Source organism: Clostridium peptidivorans, assembly GCF_900205925.1.
Lineage (GTDB): Bacteria > Bacillota > Clostridia > Clostridiales > Clostridiaceae > Clostridium_AK > Clostridium_AK peptidivorans.
On record NZ_OAOD01000002.1, the window covers coordinates 94,488 to 112,724 of the forward strand.

Annotated in this window: 18 protein-coding genes; all 18 read right to left on the minus strand. The window is 30.4% G+C overall.

What is annotated here, in order from left to right:
* Positions 1 to 3: 3 nt before the first annotated feature.
* The 18 genes from CRN98_RS02230 to ychF all read right to left on the minus strand — a co-directional run bounded on the left by CRN98_RS02230 (position 4) and on the right by ychF (position 18,168).
* The gene (locus CRN98_RS02230; RefSeq protein WP_097025796.1) at positions 4 to 477 is read right to left on the minus strand and encodes a cell division protein SepF; all 474 of its coding nucleotides are present in this window, start codon (positions 475 to 477) and stop codon (positions 4 to 6) included.
* A gap of 17 nt (positions 478 to 494) precedes the next feature.
* A complete protein-coding gene (locus CRN98_RS02235) occupies positions 495 to 1,169 on the minus strand; it encodes a YggS family pyridoxal phosphate-dependent enzyme (protein ID WP_097025797.1) in 675 nt (224 codons plus the stop codon).
* Positions 1,170 to 1,234: 65 nt separating this feature from the next.
* A complete protein-coding gene (locus CRN98_RS02240) occupies positions 1,235 to 1,951 on the minus strand; it encodes a DUF881 domain-containing protein (RefSeq protein ID WP_097025798.1) in 717 nt (238 codons plus the stop codon).
* 10 nt (positions 1,952 to 1,961) lie between these two features.
* Complete coding sequence (locus tag CRN98_RS02245; RefSeq protein WP_035310934.1) at positions 1,962 to 2,303, minus strand: small basic family protein; 342 nt, start codon at positions 2,301 to 2,303, stop codon at positions 1,962 to 1,964.
* Positions 2,304 to 2,314: 11 nt separating this feature from the next.
* Positions 2,315 to 3,043, minus strand: a complete 729-nt coding sequence (locus CRN98_RS02250) for a DUF881 domain-containing protein (RefSeq protein WP_097025799.1) — start codon at positions 3,041 to 3,043, stop codon at positions 2,315 to 2,317.
* A 16-nt stretch (positions 3,044 to 3,059) separates the two neighbouring features.
* The gene (locus CRN98_RS02255; RefSeq protein WP_097025800.1) at positions 3,060 to 3,866 is read right to left on the minus strand and encodes a cell division protein FtsQ/DivIB; all 807 of its coding nucleotides are present in this window, start codon (positions 3,864 to 3,866) and stop codon (positions 3,060 to 3,062) included.
* A gap of 157 nt (positions 3,867 to 4,023) precedes the next feature.
* Entirely contained in the window at positions 4,024 to 5,142 is a 1,119-nt protein-coding gene (gene spoVE, locus CRN98_RS02260) for a stage V sporulation protein E (RefSeq protein ID WP_097025801.1), read from the minus strand.
* Between the two features lie 30 nt (positions 5,143 to 5,172).
* Positions 5,173 to 6,129, minus strand: a complete 957-nt coding sequence (gene mraY, locus CRN98_RS02265; protein WP_097025802.1) for a phospho-N-acetylmuramoyl-pentapeptide-transferase — start codon at positions 6,127 to 6,129, stop codon at positions 5,173 to 5,175.
* A 44-nt stretch (positions 6,130 to 6,173) separates the two neighbouring features.
* A complete protein-coding gene (locus tag CRN98_RS02270) occupies positions 6,174 to 7,565 on the minus strand; it encodes a UDP-N-acetylmuramoyl-tripeptide--D-alanyl-D-alanine ligase (protein ID WP_097025989.1) in 1,392 nt (463 codons plus the stop codon).
* 17 nt (positions 7,566 to 7,582) lie between these two features.
* A complete protein-coding gene (locus tag CRN98_RS02275; RefSeq protein WP_097025803.1) occupies positions 7,583 to 9,040 on the minus strand; it encodes a UDP-N-acetylmuramoyl-L-alanyl-D-glutamate--2,6-diaminopimelate ligase in 1,458 nt (485 codons plus the stop codon).
* Positions 9,041 to 9,091: 51 nt separating this feature from the next.
* Positions 9,092 to 11,281 (minus strand): stage V sporulation protein D, encoded by a 2,190-nt coding sequence (locus tag CRN98_RS02280; protein WP_423237077.1) that lies wholly within the window; start codon positions 11,279 to 11,281, stop codon positions 9,092 to 9,094.
* Between the two features lie 14 nt (positions 11,282 to 11,295).
* Complete coding sequence (locus CRN98_RS02285) at positions 11,296 to 11,787, minus strand: hypothetical protein (protein WP_097025804.1); 492 nt, start codon at positions 11,785 to 11,787, stop codon at positions 11,296 to 11,298.
* A gap of 36 nt (positions 11,788 to 11,823) precedes the next feature.
* The gene (gene rsmH, locus CRN98_RS02290) at positions 11,824 to 12,756 is read right to left on the minus strand and encodes a 16S rRNA (cytosine(1402)-N(4))-methyltransferase RsmH (RefSeq protein WP_097025805.1); all 933 of its coding nucleotides are present in this window, start codon (positions 12,754 to 12,756) and stop codon (positions 11,824 to 11,826) included.
* Positions 12,757 to 12,776: 20 nt separating this feature from the next.
* Positions 12,777 to 13,205 carry a division/cell wall cluster transcriptional repressor MraZ gene (gene mraZ, locus CRN98_RS02295; RefSeq protein ID WP_097025806.1) on the minus strand — a complete coding sequence of 143 codons (429 nt, stop codon included), beginning with the start codon at positions 13,203 to 13,205 and terminating at the stop codon, positions 12,777 to 12,779.
* A 298-nt stretch (positions 13,206 to 13,503) separates the two neighbouring features.
* Positions 13,504 to 13,668: a hypothetical protein gene (locus CRN98_RS17600; protein ID WP_179631877.1), complete on the minus strand. Its 165-nt coding sequence runs from the start codon at positions 13,666 to 13,668 to the stop codon at positions 13,504 to 13,506.
* Positions 13,669 to 14,532: 864 nt separating this feature from the next.
* On the minus strand, positions 14,533 to 15,711 hold the full coding sequence (locus tag CRN98_RS02305) for a DegT/DnrJ/EryC1/StrS family aminotransferase (RefSeq protein ID WP_097025808.1): 1,179 nt from the start codon (positions 15,709 to 15,711) through the stop codon (positions 14,533 to 14,535).
* 43 nt (positions 15,712 to 15,754) lie between these two features.
* Entirely contained in the window at positions 15,755 to 16,948 is a 1,194-nt protein-coding gene (locus tag CRN98_RS02310) for a MerR family transcriptional regulator (RefSeq protein WP_097025809.1), read from the minus strand.
* A 122-nt stretch (positions 16,949 to 17,070) separates the two neighbouring features.
* Positions 17,071 to 18,168 (minus strand): redox-regulated ATPase YchF, encoded by a 1,098-nt coding sequence (gene ychF, locus CRN98_RS02315; protein WP_097025810.1) that lies wholly within the window; start codon positions 18,166 to 18,168, stop codon positions 17,071 to 17,073.
* Between the last annotated feature and the right edge of the window lie 69 nt (positions 18,169 to 18,237).

The following is an 18,237-nucleotide window of genomic DNA, read 5'->3' on the forward strand; positions in this document are numbered from 1 at the left end:
GCCTTATTTATTCCAGCTAAAAATCCCTTTACTCGATAATTCATCTTTAAGTTCGCTATCTACTTCTACATTAGAAGGTGAAACTATATATATTTTACATCCCACTTCTTCTAAATTTCCACCTAATGCATAAGTTGCTCCACTCATAAAGTCTAGCAATCTTTGGCCTACTTTAGGATCTAATCCTGTAGAATTTACTACTACTATCCTTCTATTCTTTAAATGATCGCATATATCTACCACCTCATCATAGGTAGAAGGTTTCACTATTAAAACCTTTGTATTTACAGAAGTATGTATACTAACTATCTTATTTTGTTTCTTTGAATTAGACGATATTATAGGTTCATATTCTTCCTTTCCATTATCACTTCCATATATACCATCTTCCATTTCATCTACTTCTTCTTCGAATTCCTCTATTTCATCTTCGAGTCCTATAAGACTCATCATCTTATTTAGTACTTTTCCTGCCATGTAAATTTCCTCCTCTATTAAGCATTAATAATTGTATAATCTCTTTTACCAAATATGCCTTGACCTATTCTCACCATATTAGCACCTTCTTCTATGGCTATCTTATAATCTCCAGTCATTCCCATTGAAAGATATTTCATTTTAATATTTTTAAAATTTCTCTTGCTTAGATTATCGAATATATTTTTAACCTCTTTAAAATATACTCTACAAGAATTTTCATCACCTATAGGTATTACAGTCATAAGTCCTTCTACGTTTACATAGTTACAATTTTCTATAGCATTTAATAGTTCTTCTAAGTCTTCTTTCATTATCCCAGACTTATTTTCTTCCCTACCTATATTTATTTCTATAAGAACATGAGCTTTTAACTCTTCCTTAGCATACTGTTTTTCTATTTCTTCTAATAACTTTACGCTATCTAAGGAATGTATAAGATTAACTTTTCCCACAATGAATTTAACCTTATTTCTCTGCAAATGACCTATTAAATGCCATATTACATCTTCTTTATTAAAATTTTCTACCTTATACATTAATTCTTGAACCTTATTTTCTCCAAAATCTCTTATTCCGCATTGATATGCCTGTTCCATATCTTCTAATGGCTTTGTTTTTGATACAGCTACAAGTTTAATTCCTTTTGGAATAGTAGGATTAATATTTATTACATTTTCAGCAATAGACATATTATCATCCCCTTTTAATCTTTATTATTCTTCACAAAATCCAAAATTCCTTCATATTTATCTACTTACTTAAAAGATTTTATAAATTTATTTTTAAAATTCCCATTAAAAGCTGGTATTATAATATCATTTGAATCTTCTACATCTACTTGTATCCCTCTAAACATCAATGCCTTTAAGTAATTTTCATCTGAAAGCATATATGCCTTTAAGGTTTCTTTATTTCCTATAGCTTTTATATCAAAAGGAGCACTTATTTGTATACCATTTACTCTTAAGAAAGGTCCATTGCAATAAATACTTGAATTACCTATGAGTCTATTTCCATTTATAGAAATAGCTTCTGCACCAGAGTTCAATAAATCATTTATTACCTGTACCATATCAGTATTATGTATCAACTTCAATTGATACTCAAAAGGATCTTCTACAAATTCTGTACTAGCATCATTTAGTGTAATTACTATGCCCTGTCCATGTACTTCACTTCCACCAAGTATTTCGTTATTATAATCTATCTCCTTTATTATTTCATTTCTTATCTTATTTCTATCCTGTATACTTTCCTCATATTTATGAAGCTTATTAGAATATTCTTCATATTGTCTATTTAAGTCAGTAATATCATTTATAAGTTGATTTTTATGAGCGTAATTATCTTGATATTCTCTACTGCTTAACATTATTTGACTTTCTCTTGAAAAACTAATATTTGTAGCTATCAATACTCCTATAATAATAGAAGCTATAAATAAAAATATACTAGCCTCATTTTTTTTCATTTAATTCACCTCATTGACGAGATTTTATCTTTTCAATAAGAATTCTTCTTATCATTGCAAAGCTATCAAATATTCTTCCTCCAAATACTACTACAGCTGCTATATATATCGGAACACCTAGTTTATCTCCAATGTATGTAAGTCCCGCTGCAATAATGGCATTACCAAAAAAACCTGAAATAAATATATCTGCTTGAAAGTTTTTAGAAAGATTTGCTCTTATAGCTCCAAATACAGAGTCTAGTGCAGCTAGTATTGCAATAGATAAATATGGAGAAAACTTATCCGAAATATTTATATTAAGCACAAGTCCTAGTATCATACCTATTATTAGTCCCAGAAATGCAATCATCTAAGTCACCTCTATTTTTTATTTTCTTTTTCTACAGGTTTTGCATAGTTAAATTTATATGCTTTATTATATTTTTGAATCTTTATATTATCAGCCACCTCATATTTAACCTCAGAAATACCTTTAAAATCTGCTAGCGTTTCAGGAAAATTCAAAGCAGCCTCTAGATTTTTTTTATCTCCTATTGCTTTTATAGTTATCTTTTGTGAAGGTGATACTCTATCTTCACCATTTATTATAATCGTACTTCCCGAAATCCTTATACCAGATTTTAGTGTAAGCCTTATATCATTTATAGAAATAGCTTCTGCTCCAGCAAACCTTAATTCATTTACTAAAAAAACTAAGTGCCTATCTGTTATAGTCATTCCTCCATTGTTTCCAAAAATGTCTTGGTTTGGTATTAGTTGTATGATTATACCTTCTCCTTGAACATCTGTTGTTCCTGTTAAAAGTCTAGTTTCTTCTAAATCTGCTAAAAGTTTTTTGGTAGTGTCGTCATTTCCTGCTGCTGCTGATTCATAATCATTTAATTTAATTTGAAGTTCTTCTATTTTTTTATTTAACCCTTCTTTATCCTTTTTGTATTGCTCAATTTCTGTATTGACATTATTAGTTGTATATTGATTTACATTTAATATCTTTTCTCTTTTTAAAATAGCTTTAAATTGATATGCTAAAGTAAATCCAAGTACTCCACATACTAAAGCCAAACTTATTTGCGAAGTCCATTTGCGCATAAAAAACCCCTCCCAATTACTCTATAAAAACTACAGGATTACCTTCAAAACTCACATCTATATATCCTTTTTTTCCTTTTAATTCTTCCTTTTGAAAAGCTATATTAAAAGCTTTATTAAGCTTCTCCTCTAATCTTTCATTATTTCCAAGTTTAATACAAATATTATTGTAATACACTTTTATATTTGTTATATCATGTATGTCCACTGTTGAAATTCCATAGTTATCTTTTTTGCTACCTAAAAGAGCCGACAGTTCTCTAGCAGTCTCTATCTTTCTTTCATCATCTACTACAATTGGCTGACCTACTTTACTTTTATTTTCATCAAATCCTTGTAGTTTTACAAGATTCATATTCTTTATATCTTGTCTTTCTTCTAGTACAACACCATTTTTATCTAATACCAAATATCTATTCCCGTTATTTCCATAAAATACTGCTTCCCTTTCCTTTACAGTTACAACTAAAGTACTTGGTAATTCTCTTTTCATCTCAGCATCTAATATATATGGATCTTTTAACAAGTTTTTTTTAGCACTATCTAAATCTATATAAAAAATATTATTCCCTTTGCTAAGTTTAGAAGTTTCTATAACACTACTTATAGATATATTTTTATTATTATTAACCTTTATATCCTTTATATTAAAATACGGATGTTTGAGAAGCAAAGTCATCAAAACTCCAATTAAAAATAATAATGATAGCACTAATTTTTTTACAAACTTTCTTCTTCGCCTTTTTAATATAAATTCATTCTTTTCTTTATTATTATCCTCTACTACTTTATCCTTGCTATTAACATTTGTAACTTCTATCATTTCAACTCTCCACCCTAACCATTTGTTCATATATTATATAATAACACTTGCTATAATTAATTTCATTAAATTTTTTATTAAATTTTTGTTTAAATTTTTGTTAATTTTTTTGTTTAATGCAAAATTGTAGCATTGCAAATATTTGCAATGCTACAATTTAACTGTTACTTTTTTGCCTTGATACATTTAAAAGCACTCCCATAGCCGTGAGGTTCACTACTAAGGATGAACCTCCATAACTTATAAATGGTAGTGGAACTCCAGTTACAGGAATAGAGCCAGTAACAACTGCAATATTTATAATTGCCTGTATTGCTATAACTGCAGTTATACCTATTGCAAGCATTGTACCGAAGGTATCCTTTGCCTTAACAGCAGTTACTATGCCTCTCCATACAAATATGCAAAATAATAATACTATGAACGTGCATCCTATAAGTCCTAATTCTTCACCTATAACTGCAAATATAAAATCATTATGTGGCTCAGGAATATAATAACACTTTTGTCTTGATTGCCCTAGCCCTACTCCCCAAATCCCTCCAGAGCCTAAAGCTAAGAAAGATTGTATTAATTGATAACCTGTTTTTTGGGGATCTATCCAAGGATTTCTATAGGTAAAAAATCTTGCTCTTCTAAAAGGTACTAAAAGTATGGCTGCTGCTCCTGCACATACAACTGGCGCTACTACTGCCAAAAGATGAGAAAACCTTGCACCTGCTATGAAAAGCATTATAAAAGTTACTCCCATTATAACTGTTGCTATACTTAGGTTTTTTTCTAAGTATACAAGTCCAGCGTAAAATCCTCCAACCAAGAGATACGGTATTACTCCACGGAAAAAAGTCTTGATCTTTTCTCCCTTTATTTCCATACTTTTAGCTATAAATAAGACCACCGCATACTTTGCTATTTCTGATGGCTGAAAACTAGCTGGTCCTAGCGTTATCCATCTTCTTGCACCATTCCTTTCTGGAAATGCAAGTACTACTAAAAGTAAAATTGTTGTAACAATCATAATTATCTTTGTGTGTTTTTTTAACTCATGATAATCATAGCTCATGGCAATAAACATAAATATTATTCCAAGTGTTGCCCACAATCCTTGTTTTTTCAAAAAGAACATACTATCTTTATACTTATAAAAAGCAAAGTAAGAACTAGCACTAAAAACCATAACTACTCCTATGGCTACAAGTAACATTATCACTGTAAAAAGAACAAAATCTACAGTTCCCATTTTATTTTGGAACCTTTTCTTTTGGAGCCTTCTCATAATAACCTCCTAAAATATTACTCAAAATCACTAAAATGATAAAAATGCAATCATACAAAGTATTACAGTTGCAATAGAAAATGCTGATACTACTTTGGTTTCATGCCATCCACATAACTCAAAGTGATGGTGAAGAGGGCTCATTTTAAATATTCTCTTCCCTGTTAACTTAAATGAGGCTACTTGAAGTATTACGGATAATGTTTCCATAACATATACTCCTCCTACTATTATCACTAATAAAGGAAGTTTTAAAATCATAGCCACTGCAGCTAATGCTCCTCCTAAAGCAAGTGATCCAGTGTCTCCCATAAATACCTGAGCTGGAAAAGCATTGTATCTTAAAAATCCAAGCAACGCCCCTGATACTACTGCACAAAAGACTGATAAAGTATAATTTCCCATATTAAAGCTTACTATAACAAAAAATGTCATAACAAGTATAGTAACGGATGTCGCAAGTCCATCTAAACCATCTGTTAAATTTACGGCATTAGTGGTAGCTGCAAAATATATTATTATAAAGGGAATATAAAATATTCCTAAGTCTACTGCTTTACCTACAAAAGGAATTATAATAGAAGTCCCAATTTCAGGATTATTTGCTGCATAGAATCCGAATCCAAAGGAAACCAAAAGAAGCATTAACATCTTTTGATAAGCCCTAAGTCCCAAATTATTCTTATGTATAATTTTAAGAAGATCATCTACAAATCCTATACATCCAAATGCAATGAAGGCATATAATGCAAACATTGCTTCATCACTTGGTTTTCTTACAAGTATTATCATGGATATAATAGAGGCTATAATAAATATTATTCCTCCCATAGTTGGTGTTCCTGCTTTTTTTTGATGACTCCTAGGTCCTTCTTCTCTTATATTTTGGCCAAATTTTAGTTTATGAAGAATTGGTATAAATATTGGTCCTCCTATAATAGAAAATATAAAAGCTACTAATACAGAATAAATTATCTTGCTGTTCATTAATAGTCAGGCTCTTTTAGTGAAGAGCCCTTCACCTCCTTGAATTAATTGCTCCTTAGAGTTTCAACGATTTTTTCAAAACGCATAGCTCTAGACGCTTTCACAAGTACTACATCATCTTTTTTCAAGTACTCTTTTAAAATCTTTGCCGCTTGGTCTGTATCTTGTACTTTTATAACTTCCCCAATATTTCTTTTATCTATATCTTCTTTAAACCCTTCTTCATAAGCATTTTGGAATTCTCCTACAACTATTAAAGTATTCACTCCCTTTAATTTTGCAAATAACCCTACTTCTTTATGAGCTTCATATGCTTTATGTCCTAGTTCTTTCATAGTTCCAAGCACTACTATTTTTCTATCCCCATTTATGTTCATAAGTACATCTATAGCTGCTCTCATAGAGTCTGGACTTGCATTATAGCAGTCATTAACTATGGTAAATTTTTCTTCCTTTATTATATCTAATCTCATAGAAGTAAACTTTAGATTTCCAAATCCTTCCTTTATAAGTTTAAATTCTACACCTAACTTTCTAGCACACGCTATAGCTAAGAGTGCATTAAGCACATTATGTTTTCCTGGTGCTTCAATATAAAAGTCTTCTGCTTCTCCTGTGGAATTTTCCTTAGTCGTAAAGCTTATACTCTTTTCATTTAAGACTATATTATAAGCATATAAATCTTTTTTATTTTCTATTCCTGTTTTTATAACATTAAAATCAGTAAAATCAATTTCTGATAAAAGATCATTATCTGCATTTACTATTAGTGTATTTTCCTTATTAAAGAAGTTTGTAATCTCTAACTTAGCCTTTAATATATTTTCTCTAGTTTTTAAATTTTCTATATGTGTTATTCCAACATTAGTTATTAGAGCTATATCAGGTCTAGCAGCCTTTGTCATATTGTGTATTTCCCCTAAATTATTCATTCCCATTTCAAGTACTGCTATATCATAAGTGCTGTCTAATTTAAACATCATAAGAGGAAGTCCTATTTCATTATTAAAGTTTCCTTCTGTTTTAAAAACCTTAAACTTCCTGCTTAATGCTGCATGAGTTAAATCCTTTGTTGATGTTTTCCCAGTGGATCCTGTGATTCCTATAATTTTTATATTGAGCAATGTTCTATAGTATTCTGCTAAGTCAAGCAATGCCTTTTTTGTATCATCAACCTTTATTATAGAGGTATATTCCTTCAATTTTTCTGTTTCAAAATTTATCTCATCAACTATACATATTGAAGCCCCCTTGCTACTTGCTTCGATTATATAGTTGTTTGCATTAAAGTTTTCACCCTTAAGAGCTATGAATATGCTCTTTTCTCCTATCTTTCTTGTATCAGTTGAAATATTATTATAATCAAAGGCATTACCTTTTACTATTACTTTACCTCCTACAGCATTTACTATTTCATCAAATTTCATATATTCCACTAAAAAAACCCCTTCCATTAGTACAGTTCCTGTATTATTTCCTTTACTATTTCTCTTTCATCAAAGTGTATTGTTTTATCATTCAATATTTGATAATCTTCATGGCCCTTTCCTGCAACAACTATTACGTCACCTTTTCTAGCAATTTTCATAGCTTCTTTTATAGCATCACGTCTGCTTTCTGCTACTATATAATTATTCCTTTCTATTCCTGAAACTATATCCTTTATTATTGCTTCCGGTTCTTCAGTTCTTGGATTATCAGAGGTAATAACAGCTATATCACTTAATTCAGTGCCTAATTTACCCATTATAGGCCTTTTAGTTTTATCTCTATCCCCTCCACAGCCAAATACGCTTATAAGTCTTCCTAAAGTAAATTCTTTAGCTGTTTTTAATATATTTTCAAGTCCATCTGGCGTATGTGCATAATCTATTATAACATCATATCCTAAATCATAGTCTTTAGTAACCAGCTCACATCTCCCAGGTACCCCTGACATATTTGTAAGTCCCTGTTTTATAATTTCCATATCTATTCCTTCACATATACATACAGAAGCACTACCTAAAGCATTCATTATGTTATATTTACCTGGTATATTTATATCAACATGAATTTTATTATTATTATTATTATTATAATTCATATCAAATTCTGCTCCACGCGAATGCATTACTATATTAGAAGCTTCTACATCGGCACTCTCATCTAAAGAATAAGTTATTTTATTTGTCAAAACTTCTTTATATATTCTCTTTCCATAAATATCATCTATATTTACTATAGAATTTTTACTATTTTTAAATAACAAAAACTTAGCATTGTAATAATTTTCAAAGGTTTCATGAAAATCCAAATGATCTTGAGTTAAATTTGTAAATAGCCCTTCCTGAAACTCTATTCCATAAACTCTATTTAAATAAAGCGAATGAGATGAAACCTCCATTACACAATAATCCACTCCATCATTTACCATATCACTAAATAAACTGTGCATTTCTAGAGATTCTGGAGTAGTTCTATCAGCATGTAATTTTTTATTGCCAATATAATTTGCTATAGTTCCTAAAAGACCAACTTTGTATCCTGCTGTTTCTAATATTGATTTTATCATAAATGTAGAAGTCGTTTTTCCATTGGTACCTGTAACTCCTATTATTTTAAGCTTATCTTTGGGATTTCCATAAAAATTTGATGCTGCAATTGCTAATGCTTTTCTACTATCTGAAACCTTGATAATAGTACACTTTGGCATATCATCAAGGATATCTTCACATACAATTACCTTTGCTCCACTTTCATATGCCTTATGTATAAACTTATGTCCATCGGTACTATATCCTTTTATAGCAACAAACATATCTCCATTTTCTACTTTTCTTGAATCATAGTTTATATTATTTACTTCTAAATTATCATCGCCCTTTAGTACTTCATAATCTAAACCTTCTAATAATTTTTTTAAAAGCATTTTCAACACCCCTTTACAGTATAACAGTGAACGGCATGCCGTTCACTGTAATTAATCTCCTACTTCTTCTAATCTTACAAAAACTGTAGTTCCCTTAGATACTTCCTTACCTTCCTCTATGCTTTGATCATAGATAAGTCCATTTCCTTCATATTGAACCTTAAGCCCTAAGCTATTTAAAAGTTCTGATGCTCTTTCAATGCTGTATCCAGTTATACTTGGAACTACTACCACATTATTATTATAATTTGAAGAATTTCCTGTGTAAAGAAGAATCTTGCTTCCTTCTTTTACAGTATATCCAGGTTTTGGATTAATATCCGTGATGTACTCTCCATCCTGCTCCATTTGATAATCTAAATTATACTCTTTTAATACCTTTAATGCATCCGTTTTTTTCATGCCTCTTATTTCAGGAATTACTACATCTTTTTTAAGACTTTCTGCTACTTTATCTGAAGTTGCATCAGATTTGAATGCTAAATAGTTAAATATATCATTAAAAACTTGCTGCGCCACTGGAGCAGTAATTTGTCCTGCATAATAGTTAGATGGATCTGGTTCGTCAATGGATACAAATAAAGTTATTTGTGGCTTATCTGCTGGTGCCATGCCTGCAAAAGAAGATATATATTTGCCTTGACCATACACGCCATTTACAACCTTTTGTGCTGTACCAGTTTTACCACCTATATGATATCCTTCAATAAAAGCTTTTTTTCCTCCGCCTTCAGATACTACCTTTTCTAAGTACTCTCTTAAAATAGCCGTCTTATTGCTATCTAAGATTTGTCTTTCATTAAAATTACTATATTCTTCATCTACTACTTCTTTTCCTGTTTCCTCATCATAATGAACTACCTTCTTGAGTACATGTGGTGTAATAAGCTTTCCGCCATTAGCTACTGCATTAAAAGCTGTTAAATATTGAATTGGAGACATTGTATTTGCCTGGCCAAAAGAAATTGTAGCTAAATCTATATCTGCCATATTCTCAGGCTTTTTAATTATTCCCTTTGCTTCTCCTGATAAATCTATACCTGTTTTTTCACCTAATCCAAACTTTTTAATATATTGATATAGTTTTTCTTTACCTATTTTTTTACCTACTTCAGCAAAGCCAACATTACAAGAATTTTTAAGTATACCTGTAAAATCCTGCGTTCCATGTCCAGATGTCTTCCAACAATGTATAGTCCTACCCCCTATTGTTACAGATCCATTACAAACAAATTTATCATTAGCACTTACTGCATTTTCTTCAAGTGCTGCAGCAGCAGTAATAACCTTAAAAATAGAACCTGGTTCATAAGCATCATTTACTGCTCTATTTCTCCAAAAGGTTTGGAGTTCTGCATAACTTTTACCTTCTATCCACGGATTATTAGGATTATAATCCGGCTTATTAGCCATTGCTAGTATTTCACCATTATTAGGGTCCATTGCAATTATAGTAACAGCTTTAGCTTTATTATCACTTAAAGCCTGATCCGCAGCCTTTTCAGCAAAATGCTGTATCATTTCATCTGTAGTTAAAACTACATCTTTTCCATCCTTAGGTTTACTAAATTCAGAAATAACATATGGAAGCTCTCTAGACCTTGTACTGTCCATTTCTGCTATTCTTTTTCCAGGTTCTCCTGAAAGTATCTTATTATAACTAAGCTCTACTCCAGTCAAACCATTTCCATCAGAATTAGTATGTCCTAATACATGAGCTAAAAAATTATTGTTTGGATAATACCTTTTTGTATCTGCAGAAACTATCACACCATTTATTTTTAAATCTCTGACTTTGTCTGCTATAGGCTTTTCTATTCGCCTTTTTAATGTAGCGGATCCATAAGGAAGACCACTAGGGAATTTTTTGTTTATAATTTTTACTATTTCTTCTGTTTCCATTTCAAGTATTGGAGATAGCTTGGCTGCTACGTCATGTGGGGTTAAATTTAAATCTTCCATAGTATTTCTTAATGTATTTAAATCTAAATCTACTCTATACACGTTAGCACTTACTGCAAGCTCATTTCCGTTTCTATCCAATATTCTTCCCCTTTTTGCAGAAATTTGAACTTCACTAGTCCATTGATCCACTGCCATCTTTTCATATTTTGGGGATTTATATATCATAATAAAACTTAACCTTCCTACAAGGCAGGTAAACAGAAATATAAGGACTAGTAGTATAATAAACATTCTTTTCTTAATTATAACTCTATCCCTATATACTTTTTTATCCAAAACATATACCTCCGTTAAAATAACTTGCTAAAAATTTTTTTTATCAAACCTTCATCTTTTTGTGTATCCAATTGTTTTTCTGGAGCTTTTACTATCTCGTTTTCCAAGTTGCAGTACATTATATTTGATTTAGTAGGACTTACCATATTAAGCTTTTTAGTAGCAACATCTTCTATATACTGCAAGTTATTAAACTTTACCAGTTCTACTCTTAAATTTTCATTTTCCTTATTTATAGAATTAATTTCTAAACCTATGGCATTTAGGTCTCTTTGAATTCCGTATATCATACTATAACGTCCTATAAGTGTAACTCCAATTATAAAAGTAACCCCTATATTTCTAAGTGCTTTTAATTTCCCACTTGAAATTTTTTTACCTTTATTTATCCCCTTTTTACTATGCTTTTCTTTGTGCCTCTCATTTTGTGATATTTCAGGTTCTGGTGCTAGCACCGTATTACCATTTATATAGCTATGGTATGATTTCTTCTCTGGTATTATCACTTTATTCACTCCCCTTTTTAATTAGAACAAGTAACTTTATTTTTTTTCTGCCACCCTAAGCTTAGCACTTCTGCTTCTTGGATTCTCTTCCACTTCTTCCTTTGAAGGTTCTATTGGTTTTCTTGATATAACTTTTACTATAGATTCTTTTCCACATACACATATAGGAAAATCCTTTGGACAATTACATGGGCTTTCTAATTCCCTAAACTTATTTTTAACTATTCTATCTTCTAAAGAGTGGAAAGTTATTATAGACATTCTCCCTCCACTTTTTAGTTTATTTACTCCATCTTCTATTGCCTTGTTTAAAATTCTAAGCTCTCCATTCACTTCTATTCTTATAGCTTGAAAAGTTCTTTTTGATGGATGAGGTCCTTCTCTTCTGAACTTAGCAGGTATTGCTCTTTTTATGACCTCTGTAAGCTCTCCTGTGGTTTTTATAGGTTCTTTACTTCTTTCTTCTACAATAAACTGTGCTATTCTCTTTGCAAAGTTTTCCTCTCCATATTCTCTTATAACTTTATATAATTCTTCAAAAGAATATTCATTAACCACATTATAAGCAGAAAATTCTATTCTTCTATCCATCCTCATATCTAATGGAGCATCATTCATATAACTAAATCCTCTATCTTTTTCATCTAATTGATAAGAGGAAACTCCTAAATCGGCAATTATCCCATCTACCTTGTCTATACCTAAATCATCTAAAATATTTTCTATATTATAAAAATTATCGTGTACAAAAGTTACATTTTTATAGTTTTTTAATTTTTCTTTTGCAGCACTTAGCGCATCTTCATCTTGATCTATTCCTATAAGCCTTCCATTGTCAGAGAGCCTTTTAAGTATCTCACTTGAATGCCCTGCTCCACCTAAAGTGCAATCAACGTATATTCCATCTTCCTTTATATTTAAACTATCAATTGTTTCATTTAATAATACAGATACATGTTTAAATTCCATACTGTTACCACCTTTATATTTTAAATTCCTAGTTCGCTCATTTTTTCTGCTATTGCTTCATAATCTACATTTGCTTCATTGTACTCTTCCCAATTTCTCTTACTCCATATTTCAATTCTATTAGATACTCCTATACTTACTATTTCCTTTTCTATATGAGCATATTCTAATAGATTTTGAGGTATTAAAGCCCTTCCTTGCTTGTCTATCTCTATTTCATTAGCACCTGAAAAGAAAAACCTTACAAATGCCCTTGCATCCTTACTAGTTAAAGGGAGTTTTTTTAGCTTCGTTTCAAGTTCCTTCCAGTCTTCTAGTGTATAAATATATAAGCATCCATCTAATCCCTTTGTTAATATGAACTTTCCCCCTAGATTTTCTCTAAATTTTGCAGGGACTATCATTCTATTTTTAGGATCTATAGCATGCATATACTCCCCTATAAACATTTTTACACCTCAATCAACTATTTCACTCCACATTAAACCACTTTATACCACTTCTCTTATTATTCTATAATAAACTAAAAAATCCTTCTTTAAAAGAAGTTTTTAGTAAAAAATTTAAAAATATTAAAGTAAGCCATTTTAGTCCACTTTAAAATCCTTTTTATTGTAACTACAATAACTCTAATATAAAGCAGGATATTAATTATAATTGCAATAGTTTTTCAAGAACTAGGTCAACAATATTAAAGCACTATTTACATTACCTAGTTCTTGAAAGCTTTAAATCAATTTTTAAAATTTATCTATTATCCTCAATCTTTTTATTCATATTATTCATTGCTTTTTTCACTTCATCTTCACTTAAATCTGTACTTGCAAGTATTTCAGTCATTCCTATATTAGATTCCAGCATATTTTTAGCTGTTTCCATAGCTTCTTCATGTTCCCCTTTCCTTCTTTTCATATAATCACTTCCCTTCTTTTTATTTAAGGACATCTTTATTTTGTCACCTTTTATAAAAATTTATTTAAAATCGAGCAAAATAAAAAAGAACCTTAGACATTCTAAAGTTCTTCTTTATTTTGATAATAAAAGCTTTAAGGAAATTGCGACGTTTTTAATGCTCTGGGTCGTATAGAATTTTCATCTAGGAAGGCGTTCATTTCGTCGAGAACGGCAAATATTTATAAATTTAAAATCCCTAAGCCACCTAAACTCGCTGTCACTCAGACAGTAGTCGGCTCTTAACGGTATTTTAAATTTATAAATAAAGCCGTTCTAAGACTCATTCAATGCCTTCTACGATGAAAATTCTATGCTCCTAGAGCATTAAAAAGTTCTTCATGTGAACTGCTGAAGGAAGAAATTCAGCCGACTGAATTTCTAAAACATTTTAAGGTTTGGCACGTAAAAATATTTCAAGCGACAGCTAGAGAGTTTATAAGACCTTATAAGTAATGAATAGAAAACTTAATCCATTAGTTAAAGATGGGTAGTTTTATATAGGTAATTGGATAAATAGCATCTTGCAACCTATCGGTTTTGCGGACTTACCAGTCCTTTAGTTAGGTAAGCCTAAATGATATTTTTAATGTTGAACATATAGTATGGGTTCTGCATTGTAGAAAGCATTGAGTAAGCATTAGAAGCTCTTTATTTCAAAATTCAAATCACCGTTAAGAACTTTTTACTGTCTGAGCTGACAGCGAGTTTAAAAAGTTTAGGTGATTTAAATTCTGAAATATTAGAGCTTCTTTGCACAGCGAACCGCTTTCATAAATGCAAAACCCATACAGGATGTTCAACATTAAAAACGTCGTAATATTTCTATAGTTGTTTTTCTACTGCTTTTATAAGTTCTTCCACTACATATTTAGCATCTTCTAGTGAAAGAGTTGAATATACTGGTAAACTTATTTCATTTTTATATTGATTATATGCATTTGGGTAATTTTCTATTTTATATCCTAAATTTTTAAACAATGTAAACATTGGTAAAGGTATAAAATGAACATTTGTAGCAATGTCCTTTTCTGCTAATTCTTGAATCACTGCACTTCTCTGTTCTTCTTCAAATCCTTTTATTCTAAGTGGGTATAAATGATAAGACGTTTCTTTTACATCATCTTTTGAAAATGGTATTATAGCCCACTCTTTATCCTTCAACGCATTTGTGTATACTTCAAATATACTCTTTCTTATATTAAGCATTCCTTCATAACGTTTCATTTGTACTAGGCCTAATGCAGCTTGAATATCTGTCATGTTACATTTAAGTCCATCAGTTATTATGTCATATTTCCATGCACCAGCCTTCATTTTAGATAATGCATCTTTAGATTGACCATTAAGTGACGTATACTTAAGTACTTTTACTAAATCTTCTTTTCCATGAAAATTGTTATCATTATATGTTATTGCTCCGCCTTCTGCAGTAGTCAAATTCTTCACTGCATGAAAGGAGAATACATGAAAATCAAATTGTCCTCCGACCTTTTTCCCTTTATAAGAAGCTCCATAAGAATGGGCAGAATCAGAAATTAAAATTATATCTTCTCTTCCCTTTCTTTTAAGTACTTCTCTTATCTTATCATAATCTACAGGAACTCCTGCAAAATCCACTGTCATTATTGCCTTTGTTTTAGGAGTTATAGCCTTTTCAATTTCCTCTACATCTATAAGGAAGTTTTCCTTTTCTACATCTACAAAAGTAGGTTTAATTCCTCTATGAAGTATTACATTAGCTGTAGAAGTATAGGTGTATGGAGTTGTTATAACTTCATCGCCTTCTTTTATGTTAAATACTTTTAAAATAAGCTCCATTCCTGTAGTTGCACTAGCTACTGCCACGGCATTGTTTGCATTTGAGTAGTTTGACATAACTTTTTCAAATTCCATAACTCTAGGACCTGAAGTTATCCATCCAGATTCTAATGCCTTAACTACTTCTTCTATTTCTTCCTTAGTTATATCTGGTGGTGAAAAAGGTATTTTTTTATTTGCCATTTAAAACACTCTCCTTAAAATCATTTTTATATTTTAAAATAAATCATTTTTCACACATAAAAAAGCCTGTATCCTTTGTTATATATATATATCCTTTATCAGTAATTTTATCTTTCAATAAAACTTTTAAGTTAGTTAACTTTTTATAATCAAAATTTTCTTCTATTGTTCCTGGCATAGAAAATATATAATTTATAAGAGCCTCTATATCCGTAAGTTTTAAGCTATCCTCGTATCTTTTCAAAGTAATATGCTTAAAATAGTCTTTGAGTATCTCTTCGCCATTTTGCAGCTGGAACTTTTCAGTTAAATTAAATGACTCTATACTTAATAGTTTTTCATCTATATCTCCAACTAATTCTCTCATTTCTTTCATGTGGCCTTTTCCTACAGTAGAAGCATAAAATATCCCATCAGGTTTTAAAACTCTCTTTATTTCACTTAATGCCCTATCTAAATCTTCAGCATGATATAACATATGATTTGCTATAATTATATCAAAAGAATTATCATCAAAGGGTATTTTTTCTACATTTACAACTCTAAAGTTAAATTTCATTTTGGTTTTTTCTAGATTCTTCATGGCATCCATTAACATTCCTTCTGAAAAATCTGTTAATGTTATTTCTAAGCTTTCTGGAATTTTATCTAAGTTTTTTGTCCATAAAGTTGCATCTCCACACCCTAACTCAAGAACCTTTTTTTTATTATTGAAATTTAAGAATTTAAAATACCACTCCATCCAGCCTTCTTTATTAGTACTATATAATTCATGAATTTTTATTCTTTCTCTTAAATTAGAAGCATTATAGTACTGCTCCAACCATTTATTATCTATATTTATTATGCTTATTATATCTATAAACTTATCCCAATCCAATCCTTCATTTTTATCTACCATTTGAATAGTTTCGTCTATAGATCTTATTACATGATTAAGATGATGTATCTTTTGTTTCATTATATTTTTTTGAATTTCCAATGATTTTTTAAAATTTTCATCACTTATATCTTGTTCTATGATATATTTTATATCTTCTAAAGAAAGTCCTATAAACTTTAATGTAAGTATATTTTGTAACTTACCAAAATCTCTTTTATTATAAAGCCTATATCCAGCCTTATTATATTCGGAGGGTTTTAAAAGTCCTATTTTATCATAATATCTTAGAGTCCTTATAGTTATTCCGGCAGCTTTTGCAAATTCACCTACAGTAAATAACTTCTCTTTAAACATATTCTCCCTCCTATATGTATATAATAAACCATTACGTTAGGTAATGGTCAAGATATTTTTATAAACAATTAAAAAAAATTCTGCTAAATGCAGAATTTTTCTCTAAAAATCTATAAGTTCAATTAAACATTAAATCTAAATTGAACTATATCGCCGTCCTTCATAATATATTCTTTTCCTTCTAATCTATAGTATCCCTTTTCCTTTGCAGCTGCTTCAGAACCACATTCCACAAGCTTATCATAGGATATTACTTCTGCTCTAATAAATCCCTTTTCTATATCAGAGTGAATTTTACCAGCAGCTTCTGGTGCTTTGGTTCCTATTTTTATGGTCCAAGCTCTTACTTCCTGTTGTCCTGCAGTTAAATAACTCATAAGTCCTAAAAGTTTATAACCTGCATGAATAAGCTTATCAAGACCTGGTTCTTCAATACCATATTCTTTCAGCATTTCTTTCTTTTCTTCTTCATCTAAGGAAGAAAGTTCTTCTTCTATCTTTCCACTTATAACAACAACCTCTGAATTCTCATTAGCTGCATACTCTTTAACTTTTTTTACATAATCATTATCTAAATTTCCTGACATTAAATCATCTTCAGATATATTTGCTGCATATAATACTGGTTTAGAAGTTAAAAGGAATAATCCTCTTACAAATTCAGCATCTTCATCATTCAATTCCATAGTTCTTACAGGTTTTCCTGATTCTAGGCGAACTTTTATTTGCTCCATAAGTTCTTGTTCATACTTTGCCTTCTTATCTCCGCTTTTTGCTAACTTATTGTTTTTTTCCATTCTTCTATCTAAAACTTCCATATCGGAAAATACTAGTTCCAAGCTTATAGTTTCTATATCTCTTATAGGATCTACAGAACCCTCAACATGAACTACATTAGGATCATCAAAACATCTTACCACATGAAGTATAGCTTCAACTTCTCTTATATGTGATAAGAACTTATTTCCTAATCCTTCACCTTTACTTGCGCCCCTTACAAGACCTGCTATATCATAAAACTCTACACTTGCATATACCTTCTTTTTTGATTTATATATTTCTTCTAATACATTTAATCTCTTATCCGGAACAGTTACCACACCTACATTTGGTTCAATAGTGCAAAATGGATAGTTAGCAGCTTCTGCTCCTGCGTTGGTTATAGCATTAAATAAGGTACTCTTGCCTACGTTTGGCAAACCTACAATTCCTAATTTCATATATGTACACATTCCCTTCCTAACTTTATGTATAATTCCTTATAAATTATAATATACCAAAGTTGGTAA